The organism is Streptomyces olivaceoviridis, from assembly GCF_014650115.1.
GTDB classification, from domain to species: Bacteria; Actinomycetota; Actinomycetes; order Streptomycetales; family Streptomycetaceae; genus Streptomyces; species Streptomyces olivaceoviridis.
Map to the genome: position 1 here is coordinate 691249 of NZ_BMUI01000001.1, position 17621 is coordinate 708869.

The following is a 17621-nucleotide window of genomic DNA, read 5'->3' on the forward strand; positions in this document are numbered from 1 at the left end:
GATGTGGAGGGCTACGGCAGCAGGCCGTCCGACTCGGCGAAGGCGACGTGGGCGAGGACGATGAGGCCGACGCAGAAGGAGCCGGCGACGCCGAGGAGGGCCAGCCCGAAGCCGGTGCCGACGGCGAGCCTGCCGGGCGTCGGCGGCAGCGCGGTGGCCCGCTGGGGAAGCTCCGGGAGATAGCGCACGGTCACGAAGTCGCCCTCCAGGACGGTCGCGGGACCGTCCTCCTCCTCGAAGCGGACGGTGCGGCCCTCGCGGGTGGTGAACTCGTAGACGTGGTGCACGGTCGTGCGCACGGAGGTGTCCCCGCCGCCCCCGCTGGTCGTGGTGAACATCCGCAGGCAGCGCGCCTCGGCGGTCAGCCCGTGCGTCCACGCCCTGCTCAGCCGTCGGGCACGGCGGACGAGCAGGTACGCGGCGAAGGCGAACCCCGCGATCATGAGGCTGGGCACGGCGTAGAACAAGAGCTCCATGAGATCCCCCGCGGTCAGGTACGCCGCCCCGCTCGGCCGGCGTGCGAGGAACGTACCCGGCGCGAGGCGCGGACCGCCTCAAGGGAAGCTCAGTATCAGAATCGGGACAATGTGATCCACTCGTGCGCGACGGGGACCGCGCAGCCCGCGAGCCGCTGCCGCGTCCATGGCGCCCGCCACCCGCCCGCACGGCCCCGGACCCGCGTGCGCCGGTGCCGGCGCACGCGGACCTTGCCCCGTGGGGGTCAGAAGGTGACGTCGGAGCAGGCGTAGAACGCGTTGCCCGTGTCGGCGATCGTCCACACCGCGAGGATGACGTGGTGTCCGCTCAGGCCGGTCGGCAGGGTGCCGCTGTGGCTGAGGGTGGCCGGCGGGCGCTGGCCGTTGTAGGGCACCGTCAGGAACGGGGTGAGGTTGAGGTCCGAGCGGGAGAGGTTGTGGTCCTGGTTCCAGCCCGGCTTGGTGACGTAGTACTTGAAGTCCGTCGTGGCGTGCATGGCGGTGAACTGCCAGCGGAACGTGTACGACTGGCCGCCCGTCACCTTGGTGGTGGGCCAGGCCGCGCCGGACGGCGTCCTGGGTGCGCTGAGCTGGGCGAACTGGCCCAGGCCCGCGTTGCAGAGCTGACCGTCGGCGGGGCCGCCGGCCGGGAAGCCCTTGGGGCCCTCGACGCTCTGCGGCTCCCACTGGATCTGGCCGCAGTTCGCCACGGTGCCGTTCTGGCAGAGCTTCTGCCTGCTGATGGGGAGGTCGGTGTAGCCGTGCCCGCTGGCGCCGCCGGTGGAGAGCGCGAACGCTCCGGCGGTCACCGCGCCCAGCACGACCGCGGACAACTTGGTCTTGGTGCGCATGCTGCCGCTCCTGGAGAACGTGGGGAGTTCGGTGAGCCGTGCAGATTAGGTCTAGACCAAGCCTCAGATTATTGCCGCGCGTTGAACATGTCCATACCAATCGCAGACCGGTCGCGCGCCCGCTCCGCACCGGCTCACCGCGCCCGCCCTACACCGGCTCTCCGCGCCCCGAGCAGAACGCCACCGTCAGGTCACGGACCAGCACCTTGCGTTCGTAGTCGTCCAGTTCGACCAGACCGCGCATGGTCAGCCGGGTCACCGTGTCCTCCACCGAGTCCACCACCGAGCTGAGCATGCCGGCCCGCTGCCGGGCGTCCAGCGCGGCGATCCGGCGCCGGTGCACCGCCCCGGCCACCTCGGGGGCGTACTCCACCCGGACCGGCCGCACCGAGAACACCTCCACGCCGACCGGCGCGGCCTCCGCCGCCACCAGCCGGGTCAGCGCGGCCCCGGCCGCCGTCGCCCCGCCCCGCGTCCCGCCCGCCGGCTCCACCGGCACCCGGGCCAGCGCGGCCTCCACGCACTCCCGCAGATACGTCTCGTGGTCGTCGATGGCGAGCAGGGCCCGCGCGGTGTCCCGCACCCGCCACACCACCAGCACCACCACCCGCAGCGCCAGCCCGTCGGGGTCCGCGGCCGGCATCGCCTCGCTGCGCCAGTGCCGCAGCCGCACGTCCACCCGGCGGCGCGGCACCAGCGGGTTCACCCACAGCAGCCCGGTGCGCCGGACCGTCCCCCGGTACCGCCCGAACAGCCCCAGCACCCAGGCCCGTCCGGTCCGTCCCCGGGCCAGCCCGCCGAAGCCGAACGCCCCGAGCAGCCCGGCCCCGGCGTACGCGGCCCACTGCGCGGGGCCGAGACCGCCGCCCGGGTCCGGCGGCAGGCCCAGCCCCCTCGCGGCGAGCGGCGGGAGCAGCCCCGCCCACCAGGTGGTGGCCAGGCAGCCGGTGACCCCGCAGACCCCGGCGACCACCCCGGCCGCCCCGGGCAGCACCCGCGCCGGGCGTTCCGCCAGCTCCGGGTCGACCTCCGGCAGCGGCCGTCCGCGCACCGGTGCCGGGCGCCTGAGGCGGGGCTGCTCACCGGTGCCCTGCCGGCGGGCCACCACGGCCGGCCGGAGCGGCACCTTCACCGGGTCGGGATCGTCCCGGAAGAGCAGGTGGACGGGGATCTCGGTGGTGGCCTCGTTGTGGATCAGGCGGGCCGGCCGGGTGCCGGGACCGGCGGTCGCGCCCTCCGACTGCCCCTCGGACTCGGGCGGCGTGTGGGATGCGGTCGTACTCATGCGTGCTCCAGCCTCCGCGCCAGACGCGTCATGAACAGGGGGGTGGGGGTGGGGGTGCCGGGCCGGTCAGGCGAACAGGCGGCGCCACGTCTCCGGGCCCGGGTAGCCGTCCGCCGCGCCGCCCCGCCAGCCCTGGGCGCGCTGGAACGCCTCGACGGCGCGCCGGTCCGCCTCGCCCCAGTGCGGCCCCGGGCCGAGGGCGTAGAACCGGCCGAACCCCTTCTTCACCAGCTGGGCGCCGAGCCGGGTGACGTGGTCGTTGCTCTGGCCGGGCCGGAAGTAGGTGCGGCCCGGGTAGCCGGGGACCCCGTGCGAGGCGGGTCCGGCGGCCGGGGACGCGATGTCCTTGCCCCGGCCCGTGCTCAGCAGCTCCCAGGTGCGCCGGCCGGGGATCCCTTCGGCGTCCGCGCCGGTCCAGCCCTGGGCCCGCTGGAACGCCTGGGTGGCCCGCCGGTCCGCCGCGTCCCAGACCGGCCCCGGCGCCTTGGTGTAGTAGGAGGCTCCGCCCCGGGCGATCAGCATCTCGCCGAGCAGGGTGACGTACTTGTTGTCGGCGCCGGGGCCGAAGTAGGCCGCGCCCGGGTAGGCCGCCACCGCCTTCGCTCCGGCCGCCGGCCCGGCGGCGGCCCCGGCCTTGGTCACCCCCTTGTAGCGGTAGGGGACGTACTTGTCGGCGTTGCTCCAGTACGGGTAGGGGGTGGTCTGGCTGCGGGTGCGCGGGGGCGTCTGCTCGTAGACCGTGTAGGAGGTGTGCGTGTGGTCCGTCCAGCCGCCGAAGATCACGACGTGGGAGCCCTTCTCGGGGTTGTCGGGGTTGTGGTAGAGCAGGATGTCGCCGGGTTGCAGCTCCTCCTTCTTGATCTTGACGCCGAACTCGCCGAGACTGCCGGTCCACTCGTTGTCCGGCAGCCCCCAGGCCATGGAGACATAGCCCGAGCAGTCCTGCCGGTAGCCGTCGGACCAGAAGTCGTACATGCTGTACGGCACCTTGGCGGCCACCCAGACCTTGGCCCGGTTGATGATCTGGGTCCGGGTGGTGGCGGGCGTCGGGACGCCGTCCGGCTCCGCGGGCTTGCCCGCCCGGCCGTGCAGGGGGGCCCTGGCGCCCTGCGGGGTGTCGGTCGCGCCGTCGCCGGGCAGGGCCTGGCGGTGCGGGGAGTGGCCGGGGGTGAGGGCGGCGGCGGGCGCGACCGTGCCGAGCGCGGCGGACGCGGCGGCCACGACGACGATCCCGCGGGCCGCCGTATGGCCGCGGGTGAGCAGGGTACGGGGGGCCGGCCGGCGTCCGTGGACGCAGCCGGGACAGTCACAGTCGCTCGCGGGGGGGATGTCCTCGAACAGCGGAGCGGTCATGCGATCTGCCTCACATTCGGGCGTGGTTTGTCCGCGAGTGTGCACGTTGATCAGTTTCCCAACTGGGTACGGAACGCGCATTTTGACGGTCCGAACGATGTACGCGGCTCCCCGCGCGGCTGCCGCGCCACCTCCCGGTGGTCGGAGGCACCCCTGGAGGTCGGGTAGAGTTTTCTCCGTCAGCAGGCGCCGCTAGCTCAGTTGGTTAGAGCAGCTGACTCTTAATCAGCGGGTCCGGGGTTCGAGTCCCTGGCGGCGCACCGACCGGAAGGCCCCTCGCGGAAGCGGGGGGCCTTTCGCATGCCCTCACCGCATGGCTTCGCCGTGTGCTCCCGCCGTATCCCCTCCGTCCGAATGGCCGGATACCCTCTGGCCATGGCAGCCCGGGACCTTCAGGAGCGGATCAAGAAGCTGATCGTGGACCAGCGGCTGCCCTCGGGCGCCCCGCTGCCCACCGAGCCCGAGCTGATGCGGCTCCTCGGGGCGAGCCGGAACTCCGTGCGGGAGGCCCTGAAGGCGCTCCAGGCGATGGGCATCGTGGAGATCCGGCACGGCTTCGGGACGTACGTCGGCTCCATGTCGTTCGCGCCGATGATCGAGGGGCTGGCCTTCCGCACCGTCGCCGGCCACTACCGCGGCGAGGACTCCCTGCTCCAGCTCCTGGAGCTGCGCGAGGCCGTCGAGACCGGGCTGGTCTCCCGGCTGGCCGGGCGGCTGCCGGAGGCGGACCTCGTGGAGCTGGACGCGCTCGTGGAGCGCATGGAACGGGAGGCCGCCGAGGGGACCGGGCTCGGCGAGACCGACCGCGCCTTTCACGCCACCCTCTACCGGGGACTCGACAACGTACTGCTCGGCGAGGTGCTGGAGGCGTTCTGGGACGCCTTCCACCGGGTGCAGCGGGACCTGGTGGACGTGCCGCAGGACCCCCGGGTCACCTGCCGCCAGCACCGGGAGATCCTGGACGCGGTGCGCTCCGGCGACTCCCTGCGGGCGGAGCGGGCCATAAGGGACCACTTCGGCAACATCCGCAGCCGGCTGTCCCCAGTGGCCGCGCCCCGACGGTGACGCCGTTCGGACGCTCGGCCGGCCGCCCCGGCGAGCCCGCGCCTCGGCGGTGACGCCGTCCGCGAATGCTCAGCCGGCCGCCCCGGCGAGCCCGCACCCCGACAGTGACCGCCGCGTGGACGCTCAACCGGTCCTCCCGGCGAGCCCTCGCCCAGCGCTGACCGCTCAGCCGGCCCTCCCGGCGAGCCCGCACCCGGCGCTGACCGCTCAGCCGGCCGCCCCGGTCAGCCCGCGCCCAGCCACGACCGCCATCCGAACCCTCAACCTGTCCTCCCGGCGAGCCCGCACCCCGACGGAGACCGCCGCACGAACGCTCAACCGGCCGCCCCGGCGAGCCCGCACCCGGCGCTGACCGCTCAGCCTGTCGTCCCGGTGAGATACGCCGAGACCACGACGTTCGCCGTGTAGCTGCGGCTGACGCGGTCGAAGGAGCCGCCGCAGGTGATCAGACGGAGTTCGGCGCGGCCCGGCTCGCGGGGGCCGTAGGCCAGCCGGGCGTCGAAGCCGTCCCGGGGCAGCACGCGGACGTCGTCGACGGTGAACTCGGCGACCTTGCCGTCCGCGCGGAACACCCGGACCCGCTCGCCGGGCCGGACGGCGCTGAGCCGGTAGAAGACGGCGGGCCGGGTCTCGGTGTCGACGTGCCCGACCAGCAGGGCCGCTCCGGCGGCACCGGGCCTGGGGCCGGCGCCGTACCAGCCGACCACGCCCGGCTGGTCGTAGGGCGGCGGGTCGATCGCGCCCCGCGCGTCCAGGCCGCGGGCCACCACCGGGGCCTGGACGCCCAGCCGGGGGATGTCGACGCGCTGGGGCACCGCGTCGGCCAGGGGTTTCGCCGCGCGCGGCAGCCGGGCGGGGTCGGAGGCACGGTCGAGGGCGAAGACATCACCCGTGGCGGGTCCGTCCGCGTCCCGCGGGACGCCGGTCACGCCACGCCCCCACAGCCACAGCCCGAAGAGCAGCAGCGCCCAGACCAGGCCGGTGACGAGCCGCCCGGTGCCGGTGGTGCGCCCGTGGTCGTCGGACATGGCGGCGCTCAGCGGGGGCCGCGGCTCCGGCGGGCGCGCAGCCCGACGGCGACCGCGGCGATCCCGGCGAGCGCCAGCCCGGTCGCCGCCTGGACGGCGTCGGGACCGGAGCCGCTGGTGGCCACCGTGGCGAAGTGGGTGGTTCCGCCGCCGCCCGCGGGGACCGGGGCGATCGGCGAGGGGGACTGGGCGGGCAGCCGGATGGGCTCCTCCGGCCGGCCGGCCGCACTGCCCGGTCGCGCGACCGTGACGCTGCCGGTGAGCACGGTGCCGGCGCAGGTGACCTTCACGGTGTAGGCGCCCGGCTCCAGGACGGACCGGACGCGGGTCTCGCCGCTCAGGCTGCCCTGGGCGCCGGTCAGCCGGGCGTCGGCGACGAAGGCGGACGAGGCGGCGCTGCCCTGTTCGCCCGAGCAGCCGCTGACCCGCAGGGTGACGTCGTCGCCCGGCGCCGGGCGCGCGGGGGCCACGGTGACCGCGCCGCCGTCCGCCGCGCGGGCCGACGGGGCGACCGCGGCCACGGCGGCGAGGGCGACCGCGGGGATAGCTGTACAGAACGTGAGGCGTAGTGAGCCCATCGTGAACCTCCAGTTATCAGGAGGCTCCCCCGCCCCGAGCGCCCCCGCATCCTCGGGAGGCGCCGGATTGCTCCGAACGGGTGAGGCCGTGTTTCGGCCGGCTCAGACCAGGTCGACCAGGTCCGCGATGGAGTCGACGACCTTGGACGGGCGGAACGGGTAGCGGTCCACGTCGGCGGGCTGGGTCACGCCGCTGAGCACCAGGAACGTACGCATCCCGGCCTCCAGGCCGGCGAGCACGTCGGTGTCCATCCGGTCGCCGATCATCGCCGAGGTCTCGGAGTGGGCGCCGATCGCGTTCAGCCCGGCCCGCATCATCAACGGGTTGGGCTTGCCGACGAAGTACGGCTTCTTGCCGGTCGCGGCGGTGATCAGGGCGGCGACCGAGCCGGTGGCGGGCAGGTCGCCCTGGGTGGACGGGCCGACGTTGTCGGGGTTGGTGGCGATGAACCGGGCGCCGTCGTTGATCAGCCGGACGGCCTTGGTCAGGGCCTCGAAGGAGTAGGTGCGGGTCTCGCCGAGGATCACGAAGTCGGGGTCGTGGTCGGTGAGGATGTAGCCGATGTCGTGCAGCGCGGTGGTGAGGCCGGCCTCGCCGATGACGTAGGCGCTGCCGCCGGGCCGCTGGTCGTTCAGGAACTGGGCGGTGGCGAGGGCCGACGTCCAGATGTTCTCCACCGGCACGTCCAGCCCCATCCGGCGCAGCCGGGCGTGCAGGTCACGGGCGGTGTAGATGGAGTTGTTGGTGAGCACCAGGAAGGGCCGGCCGGACTCGCGCAGCTTCTTCAGGAAGGCGTCGGCTCCCGGGATCGGGACGCCCTCGTGGATCAGGACGCCGTCCATGTCGGTGAGCCATGACTCTATGGGCTTGCGGTCTGCCATGCTGTGCGTCTCCTGGCGTACGTACGGTCGAGGAACGGGGCGCCGGAACCACGGCGTACCGACGCCCACAGCCTAGTCAGGACCGGCCGGTCCTGACCCCGTCGATCACCTGGTACCCACTGGTCAGCCGCCGACGACGGCCTCCCGGGCCTCGACGTACGACGCACGGTTCCTCTCGGCGGGACAGCTCCCGCGTCGGCGGGACGACCCCGCCCTCGGCGAGGGGGCGGGGCACGTCAGCGGCGACCGCGGGCCACGAGATGCGCGGTCGGCCCACGGCGACCAGCGCGGGGGGACGGCCCCGCCCTCCACGAGGGGCACCGCTCGCGTCAATGGCGGCCCCGGGCGACGAGGTGCGCGGTCGCGCCCACGACGACCAACGCGAGTGGGCCCCCCGCTCCTACGAGGGGCGCCACTCCCATGAGGGGCGCCACTCGCGTCAGCGGCGGCCCCGGACCACCACGTGCGCGGTCGCGCCCACGGCGACCAGCGCGGCGACCGCCGTGAGCAGACCGTGGACGAGTCCCGGACCGGTGCGGGCCAGCTCGCGCGCCCGCTCCCCGGCCGCCTCGTCCTGCGCGAGGGGCAACGAGGCGCCCGGGGCGTCGGTACCGGAGGTGCTGGACGCGGAGGGGCCGGCGGAGGCGGCGGGCGGTGTGCCGCCGCCGGACGGGGCTGCCGACAGGGCCCCGGTGTCCTCGCGCGCGCTGCCGGACGGCGCGGTCGGCAGGCCCTCGGCCGCCTGCGCGCCCGGCGTCTCCCGCACGCCGGCGGTCGCCCGCACCCCCTCCGACTCCGGGGAGTCCTTCTGCGCGGCCTCCTCGGCGTCCTCCAGGGAGCCGTCCGGGATGTCCTCCGCCTCCTCGCCGATCCCGAAGCGGTAGGCGTTGGACTGCCCGACCCAGTCGCCGTCCTGGCCCCGCCGCTGCACGACGGCCGCGTTGGCGGTGACCTGGCCGGATCGGGTGTCGGAGGTGAGCGCGAGCCGGACCCGGACGCTGACGGTCCGGCCGGGCGGCACGGTGAACCCACCGAACCCGGCGCCGTCCAGCACACCGACCAGCTCCTGCTCGTCGGTGCTCTCGAAGGTCACCGGCCGGGCCCGGGGGCCGTCGTAGAAGTCCAGCTGGGGCTGCCCCGGCCGCAGGGCGCGCTTGTCGTCGACGAGGACCACGACCGGGTGGATGCCGGCGCAGGTCCCGCGGGTGGTGTTGGTGAGGTCGATGTACCAGGTGCCGTATCCGCCGCCGGCCTCGTAGGAGGTGGGCCCGCCCCGGATCCGGGTGGCCAGCGGGAAGGCGTGCGCGTCGGCGGCGACGCACGAGGGGGTCGTACCGGCGGACACGGCGTGCGCCGACGCGGGGACGGCGGCGGGCACGACGACGGCGGCGGCTGCGGTGAGGCAGAGGGACAGGGACGTGCACAGTCGCATGAACACATGACCATGCCGGGTGCGGCGGGGTACCGACCGCGCCACTCCGGCGCCGGAGGCGAAGTCCGCCCGCCCGGCGCAGCGGTACCGCCCCGGACGGCCCTCCCGGTGCGGCGCCGTCGAGAGCCCTGCCGACGCCTGCGGATTGGCGGGCGGCGCCCAGCCGGTGGTGGGTCCGACAGCAGCCGGGTGCGCGGGTCACGGCGGCGGAGGAAGCACCGACACCGACACCCGCACCCGCACCGACGCCGGCACCCGCACCCGGCGGTGACGGACCCCGTCAGTCGTCCCCCCGCCCGAACAGCGGCGCCAGCAACAGCTGGGCGGCGCCCTCGGCGACGATCCGCTCTCCGCGCGGAGCGAGCCGTACCGGGACCGCGTCCCCGCCCGTGCCCTCCCGCCTGGCCCGGGCCCCGAGCACCTCGCCGACGCCGCTCACGTACGTCCCGGGGGCCCCGGCGACCGTCCGGCCCCCCAGCAGCACCACGTCGATGTCCAGCAGCCCGACCAGGTTCCCGGCCGCCACCCCCAGCACCCGCGCCGCCTCGGCCACCTCGCCCCGCGCCACGGCTCCGAGGCACAGCACCTCCACGCAGCCCCGGTTCCCGCACCCGCACAGCGGCCCGTCCAGCTGGATCACCTGGTGCCCGAACTCCCCGGCCCCGGTCCGCGCCCCGCGGTGCACGCTCCCGTCGATCACCAGTCCGGCCCCGAGCCCGGTGCCGAGGTGCAGATAGGCGAAGGACCGGCCCGCCGCGCCCTCCTCCCCCCCGACCGCCAGCCCGAGCGCGGCGGCGTTGGTGTCCTTGTCCACCACCACCGGCACCCCGAGCCGCTCCGCGAGCGCGTCCCGCAGCGGAAATCCGTCCCACTCGGGAAACCCGGTGACCCGGTGCAGGACCCCCCGCGCATGGTCCAAGGGGCCCGGCAGCGCGACGCCCACGCCCAGCAAGGAGCCCACCCCGGCAAGCCCCCCGCCACTGGCACCCGTACCCCCGCCACCGACATCCGCACCGGCCCCCGTACCAGCACAGGCACCGGCACCCAACCCCCCGACAACCCCCCGTACCGCCCCGCACACCGCCCCCAGCACAGCCTCGGCCCCCGCGCCCAGGTCCAGTTCCCCGCGCCGCTCCGCCACCACGGACCCGTCCAGATCGACCAGCGCCACCCGCAGTTCGTCGCGGTCGAGGTGGACGCCGACCGCGTGGCCCGCCTCCGGTACCAGCCGCAGCACGGTCCTCGGCTTGCCCCCGGTCGACGCCCGGCGCCCCGCCTCCGCCGCGAGCCCCTGCGCCCGCAGCCGCGCGGTGATCTTGCTGACGGCCTGCGGGGTCAGCCCGGTGCGCTCGGCCAGCTCCAGCCGGCTGATTCCCTCGGCCCCGGCGTCCCGCAGCAGCCCCAGCACCAACGCGGTGTTGTGACTGCGCAGCGCCCCCAGGTTCGCGCCCGCCACCCCGCCGCTCACCGGCCCCGCCGTCGTCGCCGTCCTCACCCGCTTCACACCCCCCATTGTCCTCACCGCTTGCACTTCCGCAACACTGTTGCCAAAGTGGAGGCATGACTGCTACCCCCCTCCGCGTCGGTCTGATCGGCTACGGCCTCGCCGGCTCGGTCTTCCACGCCCCGCTGATCGCCGCCACCGAGGGCCTCGCCCTGGACACCGTGGTCACCTCCCAGCCGGAGCGGCAGCAGCAGGCCCGCGCCGAGTTCCCGGACGTGCGGATCGCCGCCACCGCCGAGGAGCTGTTCGGCCGCGCGGACGAGCTGGACCTGATCGTCGTCGCCTCCCCGAACAAGACCCATGTCCCGCTGGCCACCGCCGCCCTCAAGGCGGGCCTGCCGGTGGTCGTGGACAAGCCGGTCGCCGGCACCGCGGCCGAGGCCCGCGAGCTGGCCGCCCTCGCCGAGGAGCGCGGCCTGCTGCTCTCCGTCTTCCAGAACCGCCGCTGGGACAATGACTTCCTGACCGTCCGGCGACTCCTCGCCGACGGCGGACTCGGCGACGCCTGGCGCTTCGAGTCCCGCTTCGAACGCTGGCGCCCCCAGCTCAAGGGCGGCTGGCGCGAGTCCGGCGACCCGGCAGAGATCGGAGGTCTGCTCTACGACCTCGGCAGCCACGTCGTCGACCAGGCCCTGGTCCTGTTCGGCCCGGTCACCGAGGTCTACGCCGAGTCGGACGTCCGCCGTCCCGGCGCCCAGGCCGACGACGACACCTTCATCGCCCTCACCCACGCGAGCGGCGTCCGCTCCCACCTCTACGTCTCGGCGACGACCGCCCAGCTCGGCCCCCGCTTCCGGGTGCTGGGCTCCCGAGCGGGCTACGTCAAGTACGGCCTGGACCCCCAGGAAGCGGCCCTGCGCGAGGGCAGCCGCCCCGGCAGCACCCCCGACTGGGGCGCCGAGGACGAGTCCCTGTGGGGCCGTGTCGGTTCCGGCGAGTCCCCGCTGACCGGCGGCGGCACCCCCGTACCGACCCTCCCCGGCGACTACCCCGCCTACTACGCCGCCGTCGCCGCCGCCCTGCGCGGCGACGGCCCCAACCCGGTGACCGCCCTGGAGGCGGCCGCCGCGCTCGACGTACTGGAAGCAGCCCACAGGTCCGCCCGCGACAAGGTGACGGTGACCCTCTGATGCAGCACCCGCAGATCACCCCGAGGACCACGCCCGAACTCACGCCGAGCCTGGAGGAGCTGGAGGCCCAGGAACGCCGGCTGGTCTTCCGGCGGTTCACCCACGACGACGCCTGGGCGCTCGGCTCCCTCCTGGTCGGGCTGGCCCGGGAGCGCCAGGCCCCGGTCGCCATCGACATCCACCGTGCCGGCCAGCAGCTCTTCCACGCCGCGCTGCCGGGCTCCACCCCGGACAACGACGCCTGGATCGCCCGCAAGCGCCGGGTGGTGGAGCGCTACGGCGCCGCCTCCTACCTGGTCGGCGCCCGCTTCCGCGCCAAGGGCACGACGTTCGAGGACTCCTCCCGTCTCGACCCGGACGTGTACGCGGCCCACGGCGGCTCCTTCCCGATCACGGTCGAGGGCGTCGGCGTGATCGGCGCGGTGACCGTCTCCGGACTGCCCCAGCTCCAGGACCACCGGTTGGTGGTGGAGGCGCTGGAGGAGTTCCTGGGCCGTTCGGCCGACTGAGCGAACGGCGGGAATCCCGCCGGGACGCCCTCCGGTTGGCAGTCAGAGAGGCCGTGGGATCACGGCGCGGACCACCACCGGAGGGCTCACATCCGATGACCGCTTCACTGCAGGAGACCGTCGGCCGCCACGGCGTCTGGAGCGTCGAGCTGCGCTCGGAGGACGCGTCCCGGCGCGGCGAACTGGACGAGGCCGCCGCCGAGCTGGAGGAACTCGGCTACGGCGCCGTCTGGCTGGGCGGCAGCAGCACCGTCGACCACGCGGCCCCGCTCATCGGCGCCACGCGACGCGTCGTCGTCGGCACCAGCATCCAGAGCGTCTGGCAGCGGGACGCCGCGACGACGGCGGCCGGCTTCGCCGAGGTGGAGGCGGCACATCCCGGCCGGTTCGTGCTGGGCCTCGGCGTGAGCCACGGCCCGCTGGTGAAGGACTACCGCCGCCCGTACGCGGCCATGGTCGGCTACCTCGACGAGCTGGACGCCGCGGGCGTGCCCGCCGACCGCCGTGTGCTCGCCGCGCTGGGCCCGAAGATGCTGGGGCTGTCCCGGGACCGCGCGGCCGGCGCGGTCCCCTACCTGGTCACGCCCGAGCACACCGCGCAGGCCCGGGAGATCCTGGGCGACGGACCGCTGCTGGCACCGGAGTTGAAGGTGGTCCTGGAGACCGACCCGGCCCGCGCCCGTGAGACGGCCCGCGCCTACCTGGCCCGCTACCTGCGGTTCCCCAACTACACCGGCAACTTCCTGCGCATGGGCTTCACCGAGGCCGACATCGCGGACGGCGGCAGCGACCGTCTCGTGGACGCGGTCTTCGCCTGGGGCGACGAGACCCGTATCCGCGAGCGCGTCACCGCCTTCCACGAGGCGGGCGCGGACCATGTGGCCCTCCAGGTGGTCCGGGCGGACGCGGGCGACTCCCTCCCGAGGAAGGAATGGCGCACCCTCGCTTCGCTGCTGGCGTGAACCGACCGAGCGCCGCGGCGTGAGCCCGCCGGTGTCGGAAGCGTGGGGCCGTGTCGCCGGCTCACGGCCCCACGGCCCTACGGCACACCACGGCCCCGCCACGCGGGCGCGACCGGCCCGAACCACCCGGCGCCGAGGGCGGATTCACGTCCCCGGCGCTCTCCAGCTCCCCAGCGGAGCGTCTACGCGTCCTTCAGTTCCTGCCGCTGCCGCCCGAGCCCCGCGATCTCCAGTTCCACCACGTCCCCGCCCCGGAGGTACGGCTTGGGCTCGGGCTGCCCCAGGGCCACCCCCGCCGGCGTCCCCGTGTTGATGACGTCACCGGGGTACAGCGTCATGAACCGGCTCAGGTACCGCACGACCTCTCCCACGGGGAAGATCTGCTCGGCCGTCGTACCGTCCTGCTTCAACTCCCCGTTCACCCAAAGCTTGAGCGACAGCCGCTGCGGGTCCGGGACCTCGTCGGCCGTCACCAGCCACGGCCCGAGCGGGTTGAACGTCTCGCAGTTCTTGCCCTTGTCCCAGGTCCCGCCCCGCTCGATCTGGAACTCCCGCTCGGAGACGTCGTGCGCGAGCGCGTACCCGGCGACGTGCGCGAGCGCCTCCTCGGCCGAGTCCAGGTAGCGGGCCGTACGGCCGATGACGACCGCGAGTTCGACCTCCCAGTCGGTCTTCGTCGAGCCCCGCGGCACCAGCACCGTGTCGTTCGGCCCGACGACCGTGTCCGGCGCCTTCATGAAGACCACCGGCTCGGCGGGCGGCTCGGCGCCCGTCTCGCGGGCGTGGTCGTGGTAGTTGAGCCCGATGCACACGATCTTGCCGATGCGGCCGAGCGGGGGCCCGATCCGCAGACCGGTGGCGTCCAGCGCGGGCAGTTCACCGGCCTCGGCCGCGGCCCGGATCCGGCCGAGCGCGGTGTCGTCGGCGAGGAGCGCGCCGTCGATGTCGTCCACGAGGCCCGACAGGTCCCGCAGGGTCCCGTCGGTGTCGAGCAGTGCGGGGCGCTCCGCCCCTGCCGTACCGACTCGCAGCAGCTTCATGGTCACCATCTCCCTCGATCGGCGGCGCCCGGCCGATGTGTGCAGCCATCGGAGGACTGGCCGATCCTCCAATCACGCCGTCCAGTCCACAAGACCCTGTTCACGTACTGGACTGTGACCAGGGACACAGGGTCGGCGTCGACCGGTCAGCGGGACAGCAGGGACTGTTCCGCCGCGCTCCAGGCCGTACTGGTGACGACGTACAGCGCGGCGGCGAGCGGGACGACCGCCACGGTGACGAGCGTGAAGAAGGACAGGAACGGTACGGCCCGGTTGACCGCGCCGAGCCCGGACACCTCGCCCCCGCCGCCGGCCGGTGCCGGCTGCTCGGCCAGTGTCCGCCGGGCGCGCCGGTAGTTGACGGTGGCGACGGCCGCGACGACGGCGAAGAGAGCGAGGTAGACCAGTCCGGCCGGGCCGAACACCCCGCCGTCCGCCAGCGCGTCGGTCCAGTGACCGCCGAGCGGGGCCGTGAGCAGCCGGTGGCCGAGCAGGCCGTTGGTCTCGCCGCCGATCGTGGTGCTGGAGAAGAGGTGGTAGAGGAGGAAGAACGCGGGCAGTTGGAGCACGCTGGGCAGGCAGCCGGAGAGCGGTGAGACCTTCTCCTCGGCGTGCAGGTCGAGGACCGCCCGCTGGAGTCGCCGCGGGTCCTTGGCGTGCTTCTCGCGCAGTGCGGCGATTCTCGGCTGGAGCGCGGCGCGGGCGCGCCGGCCGCGGGCGGCGGCCCGGGACAGCGGGTGGACGAGGAGCCGTACGAGCGCGGTGAACAGGACGATCGCGGCGGCTGCCGCGGAGGCGTGGAAGAGCGGGGCCAGCAGGTCGGCCAGGTGCTCGACCAGGCGGGCGAAAACGGACATGGGTGAGCCCTCCGGGGGTCTCGTCGTGCCGGGAGCGACCGGAAGCAGCCGGCCATGAGGAACCGGAGCGACGGGTCATCAGGGACCGGGAACAGCCGGTCCTGTGGGGAGATCGGCAGGACGACCCGCGCGGGGTCACGCGCTGACGTGTGTGCGGACGTGCCCTACGCGGCGGTCGCCGGACCGGCGTGTCCGGGGGCTCTGGGCCGCCGCCGGCCGGGCGCGTCGGGATCACGCTGGGGCAGGAAGGCCGTGCGGCGGGCCCGGTCGCGTATCGCCGTGCGGACGCGCGTGGGCGGTACGGCGGGCACGCTGCGCGCGGCCAGCAGGGCGCAGGCGGCGAGCGTGGCGGCCGTGGTGGCGGTCGCGGCGAGGGCGACGGCGGTGGTGAGGCCGCCGGTGCCGAGCAGCGCGGCCTGGAGCAGCAGCAGGTGCGCGAGGAGCAGCAGGAGGGCGAGGGGACGCGCGGCGGCGACACGACCGGACATCAGCACTCCCCCCTCCGCGCCACTCGTCTCGCGCGCACCACTGGTCAGTGTGCCGGTTGCGGCGGCTCGGTCTCCAGGGGCTCCAGCAGCCGCTTGGGCCGCAGCAGCGCCCTGCTGACGGGGTCCGCCGGCGCGGAGTCGAGTTCCGGCCCCGGCACCATGACAACGTCCGCGACCGGCACGAGAGTTCCGCACGCCGCGCACTTTCCGTACGGCTCGACCTCCCCGCCGCAGTCCGCGTGCAGGAAGAGCCGCAGCCGGTGGGCGTCGACGTGCTCGCGCCCCCAGCGGCCGAGGGCGCGCAGCACGGGCCACAGGGCGGCGCCGCGCTCGGTGACGACGTACTCGTCCCGGGGCGGGCTCTCCTGGTACCGGCGCTTTTCGAGGATCCCCTCCTCGGTGAGCGTGCGGAGCCGGGCCGAGAGGACGGCGCGCGGGATGCCGAGGTGGGCCAGGAAGTCGTTGTAGCGCCGGACGCCGTAGATCGCGTCGCGGACGACGAGCAGCGTCCATCGCTCGCCGACGACCTCCAGCGCGCGGGCGATCGAGCACTCCTGCGTCACATAGTCCTTGCCCAGTGCCATGCCCTCCACTGTAACCACCGGCCAGACATAGGTTCAATGAACGAACTTACGATGCTACGGTGGTCGAGAGGGGTCGGTTCACCGACCGAACCTAATGATCGGACCCCATGACCTCACGACAGGACAGGCCATGCCCCGGCTAGACTCCGCCACCTCCCCCGCCTCCCTGCGCCGGGCCAGTCCCCGGGACGCCCCCGCACGCCCCCGCGCCACCCTCGCGCTGACCAGCGCGGCCACCGCCGTCGCCCTCATGACGTACACGGCCCCGATGGTCACGCTGCCGGACACCGCAGCCGCCCTGCACACCCCGCTGTCCGCCCAGGCATGGCTGCTCAACGGCGCCCCCCTCGGTCTCGCCGCCCTCCTGCTGGTGGCCGGCAGCCTCGCCGACGACTACGGCCGCCGCCGGATCTTCCTCGCCGGCACCCTGGCCCTCGGCCTCACCACCGCACTCGGCGCCTTCACCACGTCGACCTGGCAGTTCACCCTGGCCCGCGTCGCCCAGGGCGCGGCCAGCGCGGCCCTGCTGGCCAGCGCCCTCGGCCTGATCGTGCACGCCTTCCCCAGCCCGCGCGGCCGGCTGCACGCCACCGGGGTGTGGGGCGCCTTCGTCAGCGGCGGCATCGCCGCGGGCCCGCTGCTCGCGGGCGCGCTGCCGACCTGGCGGGTGGCCTACGGCGTCCTGGGCGCCGCCGCCCTCGTCGTGGCCGCGCTCGGCACCCGGACGCTGGCCGAGTCACGCGCCCCGCGCGGCGGCCGGCCGGACGCCCTCGGCGCGCTCACCTTCGGCCTGGCGCTGGTGGCCCTGGTCGCCGCCCTGACACTGGGCCGGGACGGCTGGCTGCGCGCGCCGGTCGGGCTGCTGTTCGCCGCGGCCGTCGTCCTGGTCGCCGTGTTCGTCGTGGTGGAGCACCGGACCGGCACCCCGATGATCGACCTCGGGCTGCTGCGCCACGCCCCTTTCCTGGCCTCCTCGGCGGGCGGCCTGTTCACCGGCCTGGCCGTGATCGGCCTGTTCAGCTTCCTGCCGGCGCTGCTCCAGCAGTCGCTCGGGCTCTCCCCGTTGGCCACGGCCGGACTGTTCCTGCTCTGGTCCGGCCTGAGCTTCGTCGTCGCCCTCCAGGTCAAGCACCTGGCCGGCCGCGTCACCGCCCGCACCCAGCTGGCCCTGGGCTTCGCCCTGCACACGATCGCCATGGTCACGATGCTCGGCGCCGTCGGCGCCGGCTCCTGGACCCGGCTGCTGCCCGGCCTGATCGTCGGTGGCGTCGGCAGCGGCCTGCTCAACGGCGCGCTGCCGCTGCTCGCCGTCGATTCGGTGCCGCCGCAGCGGGCCGCGATGGGCTCCGGCGCCCAGCAGACCTTCCGCTACATCGGCTCCTGCGCCGGTGTGGCCCTGACCATCGCCATCGCCACGTCGGGCGGCAGCCTGGCCCGGGGCACGAACGTCGCCCTGCTGGTGTCGGCGGGGCTGGCGGTGGCGGGCGCGGTGAGCGTGCTGGCGCTGCGGGAACGGGCGTGAGGAGCGTGCTGGCGCTGCGGGAACGGGCGTGAGGAGGCGTGAGCGGGCGTGAGTGGGCGTGAGCCGGCGTGAGGA

At 74.7% G+C, this 17621-nt stretch carries 18 protein-coding genes and 1 tRNA gene; 6 read left to right on the forward strand and 13 right to left on the reverse strand.

All coding sequences use genetic code 11. The features are described from left to right. Window positions 1-11: 11 nt before the first annotated feature. The 4 genes from IE273_RS03115 to IE273_RS03130 form a co-directional block, all read right to left on the reverse strand. The gene (locus IE273_RS03115; RefSeq protein ID WP_189813549.1) at window positions 12-476 is read right to left on the reverse strand and encodes a DUF3592 domain-containing protein; all 465 of its coding nucleotides are present in this window, start codon (window positions 474-476) and stop codon (window positions 12-14) included. A 245-nt stretch (window positions 477-721) separates the two neighbouring features. Beyond that, window positions 722-1327, reverse strand: a complete 606-nt coding sequence (locus IE273_RS03120; RefSeq protein WP_189813550.1) for a lytic polysaccharide monooxygenase auxiliary activity family 9 protein — start codon at window positions 1325-1327, stop codon at window positions 722-724. A gap of 148 nt (window positions 1328-1475) precedes the next feature. Further along, a complete protein-coding gene (locus IE273_RS03125; protein ID WP_189813551.1) occupies window positions 1476-2612 on the reverse strand; it encodes an SPFH domain-containing protein in 1137 nt (378 codons plus the stop codon). A 66-nt stretch (window positions 2613-2678) separates the two neighbouring features. Beyond that, entirely contained in the window at window positions 2679-3965 is a 1287-nt protein-coding gene (locus IE273_RS03130) for a peptidoglycan-binding protein (RefSeq protein WP_189813552.1), read from the reverse strand. A gap of 186 nt (window positions 3966-4151) precedes the next feature. Between IE273_RS03130 and IE273_RS03135 the strand changes: the two genes are divergently transcribed. Together IE273_RS03135 and IE273_RS03140 are read left to right on the forward strand one after the other, a co-directional pair. Then, window positions 4152-4225: transfer RNA gene (locus tag IE273_RS03135), tRNA-Lys, on the forward strand. A 115-nt stretch (window positions 4226-4340) separates the two neighbouring features. After that, window positions 4341-5030, forward strand: coding sequence for a FadR/GntR family transcriptional regulator (locus tag IE273_RS03140; RefSeq protein WP_189813553.1), 690 nt, complete (start codon window positions 4341-4343; stop codon window positions 5028-5030). A 356-nt stretch (window positions 5031-5386) separates the two neighbouring features. Here IE273_RS03140 and IE273_RS03145 read toward each other — a convergent pair whose 3' ends face one another. The 5 genes from IE273_RS03145 to IE273_RS03165 form a co-directional block, all read right to left on the reverse strand. Continuing rightward, window positions 5387-6058 carry a class F sortase gene (locus IE273_RS03145; RefSeq protein ID WP_189813554.1) on the reverse strand — a complete coding sequence of 224 codons (672 nt, stop codon included), beginning with the start codon at window positions 6056-6058 and terminating at the stop codon, window positions 5387-5389. Window positions 6059-6066: 8 nt separating this feature from the next. Then, entirely contained in the window at window positions 6067-6636 is a 570-nt protein-coding gene (locus IE273_RS03150; RefSeq protein ID WP_189813555.1) for a hypothetical protein, read from the reverse strand. A gap of 102 nt (window positions 6637-6738) precedes the next feature. Beyond that, window positions 6739-7518 carry an HAD-IIA family hydrolase gene (locus IE273_RS03155; protein ID WP_189813556.1) on the reverse strand — a complete coding sequence of 260 codons (780 nt, stop codon included), beginning with the start codon at window positions 7516-7518 and terminating at the stop codon, window positions 6739-6741. Between the two features lie 439 nt (window positions 7519-7957). Further along, complete coding sequence (locus IE273_RS44890; RefSeq protein WP_189813557.1) at window positions 7958-8956, reverse strand: hypothetical protein; 999 nt, start codon at window positions 8954-8956, stop codon at window positions 7958-7960. 274 nt (window positions 8957-9230) lie between these two features. After that, a complete protein-coding gene (locus tag IE273_RS03165) occupies window positions 9231-10463 on the reverse strand; it encodes an ROK family transcriptional regulator (protein WP_229887046.1) in 1233 nt (410 codons plus the stop codon). A gap of 47 nt (window positions 10464-10510) precedes the next feature. Here IE273_RS03165 and IE273_RS03170 point away from each other — a divergent pair, with 47 nt between their 5' ends. The 3 genes from IE273_RS03170 to IE273_RS03180 all read left to right on the forward strand — a co-directional run bounded on the left by IE273_RS03170 (window position 10511) and on the right by IE273_RS03180 (window position 13055). Beyond that, window positions 10511-11584 (forward strand): Gfo/Idh/MocA family protein, encoded by a 1074-nt coding sequence (locus tag IE273_RS03170; protein WP_189813559.1) that lies wholly within the window; start codon window positions 10511-10513, stop codon window positions 11582-11584. Then, window positions 11584-12093, forward strand: a complete 510-nt coding sequence (locus IE273_RS03175; protein WP_189813560.1) for a heme-degrading domain-containing protein — start codon at window positions 11584-11586, stop codon at window positions 12091-12093. Before IE273_RS03170 ends, IE273_RS03175 begins: the two co-directional genes overlap by 1 nt. Window positions 12094-12188: 95 nt before the next feature. Next, on the forward strand, window positions 12189-13055 hold the full coding sequence (locus IE273_RS03180) for an LLM class F420-dependent oxidoreductase (protein ID WP_189813561.1): 867 nt from the start codon (window positions 12189-12191) through the stop codon (window positions 13053-13055). A gap of 182 nt (window positions 13056-13237) precedes the next feature. Here the strand turns inward: IE273_RS03180 and IE273_RS03185 are convergent, their stop codons facing one another. The 4 genes from IE273_RS03185 to IE273_RS03200 all read right to left on the reverse strand — a co-directional run bounded on the left by IE273_RS03185 (window position 13238) and on the right by IE273_RS03200 (window position 16024). Continuing rightward, window positions 13238-14095: a fumarylacetoacetate hydrolase family protein gene (locus tag IE273_RS03185; RefSeq protein ID WP_189813562.1), complete on the reverse strand. Its 858-nt coding sequence runs from the start codon at window positions 14093-14095 to the stop codon at window positions 13238-13240. A gap of 146 nt (window positions 14096-14241) precedes the next feature. Beyond that, window positions 14242-14952, reverse strand: coding sequence for a YidC/Oxa1 family membrane protein insertase (locus IE273_RS03190; protein WP_189813563.1), 711 nt, complete (start codon window positions 14950-14952; stop codon window positions 14242-14244). A 164-nt stretch (window positions 14953-15116) separates the two neighbouring features. Next, the gene (locus IE273_RS03195; RefSeq protein WP_189813564.1) at window positions 15117-15440 is read right to left on the reverse strand and encodes a DUF6412 domain-containing protein; all 324 of its coding nucleotides are present in this window, start codon (window positions 15438-15440) and stop codon (window positions 15117-15119) included. Window positions 15441-15484: 44 nt separating this feature from the next. Next, window positions 15485-16024, reverse strand: a complete 540-nt coding sequence (locus tag IE273_RS03200) for a winged helix-turn-helix transcriptional regulator (protein WP_373309287.1) — start codon at window positions 16022-16024, stop codon at window positions 15485-15487. A 130-nt stretch (window positions 16025-16154) separates the two neighbouring features. On the opposite strand from IE273_RS03200, the gene IE273_RS03205 reads away from it, so the two are divergent. After that, on the forward strand, window positions 16155-17546 hold the full coding sequence (locus IE273_RS03205) for an MFS transporter (RefSeq protein WP_189813565.1): 1392 nt from the start codon (window positions 16155-16157) through the stop codon (window positions 17544-17546). Window positions 17547-17621 lie beyond the last annotated feature (75 nt).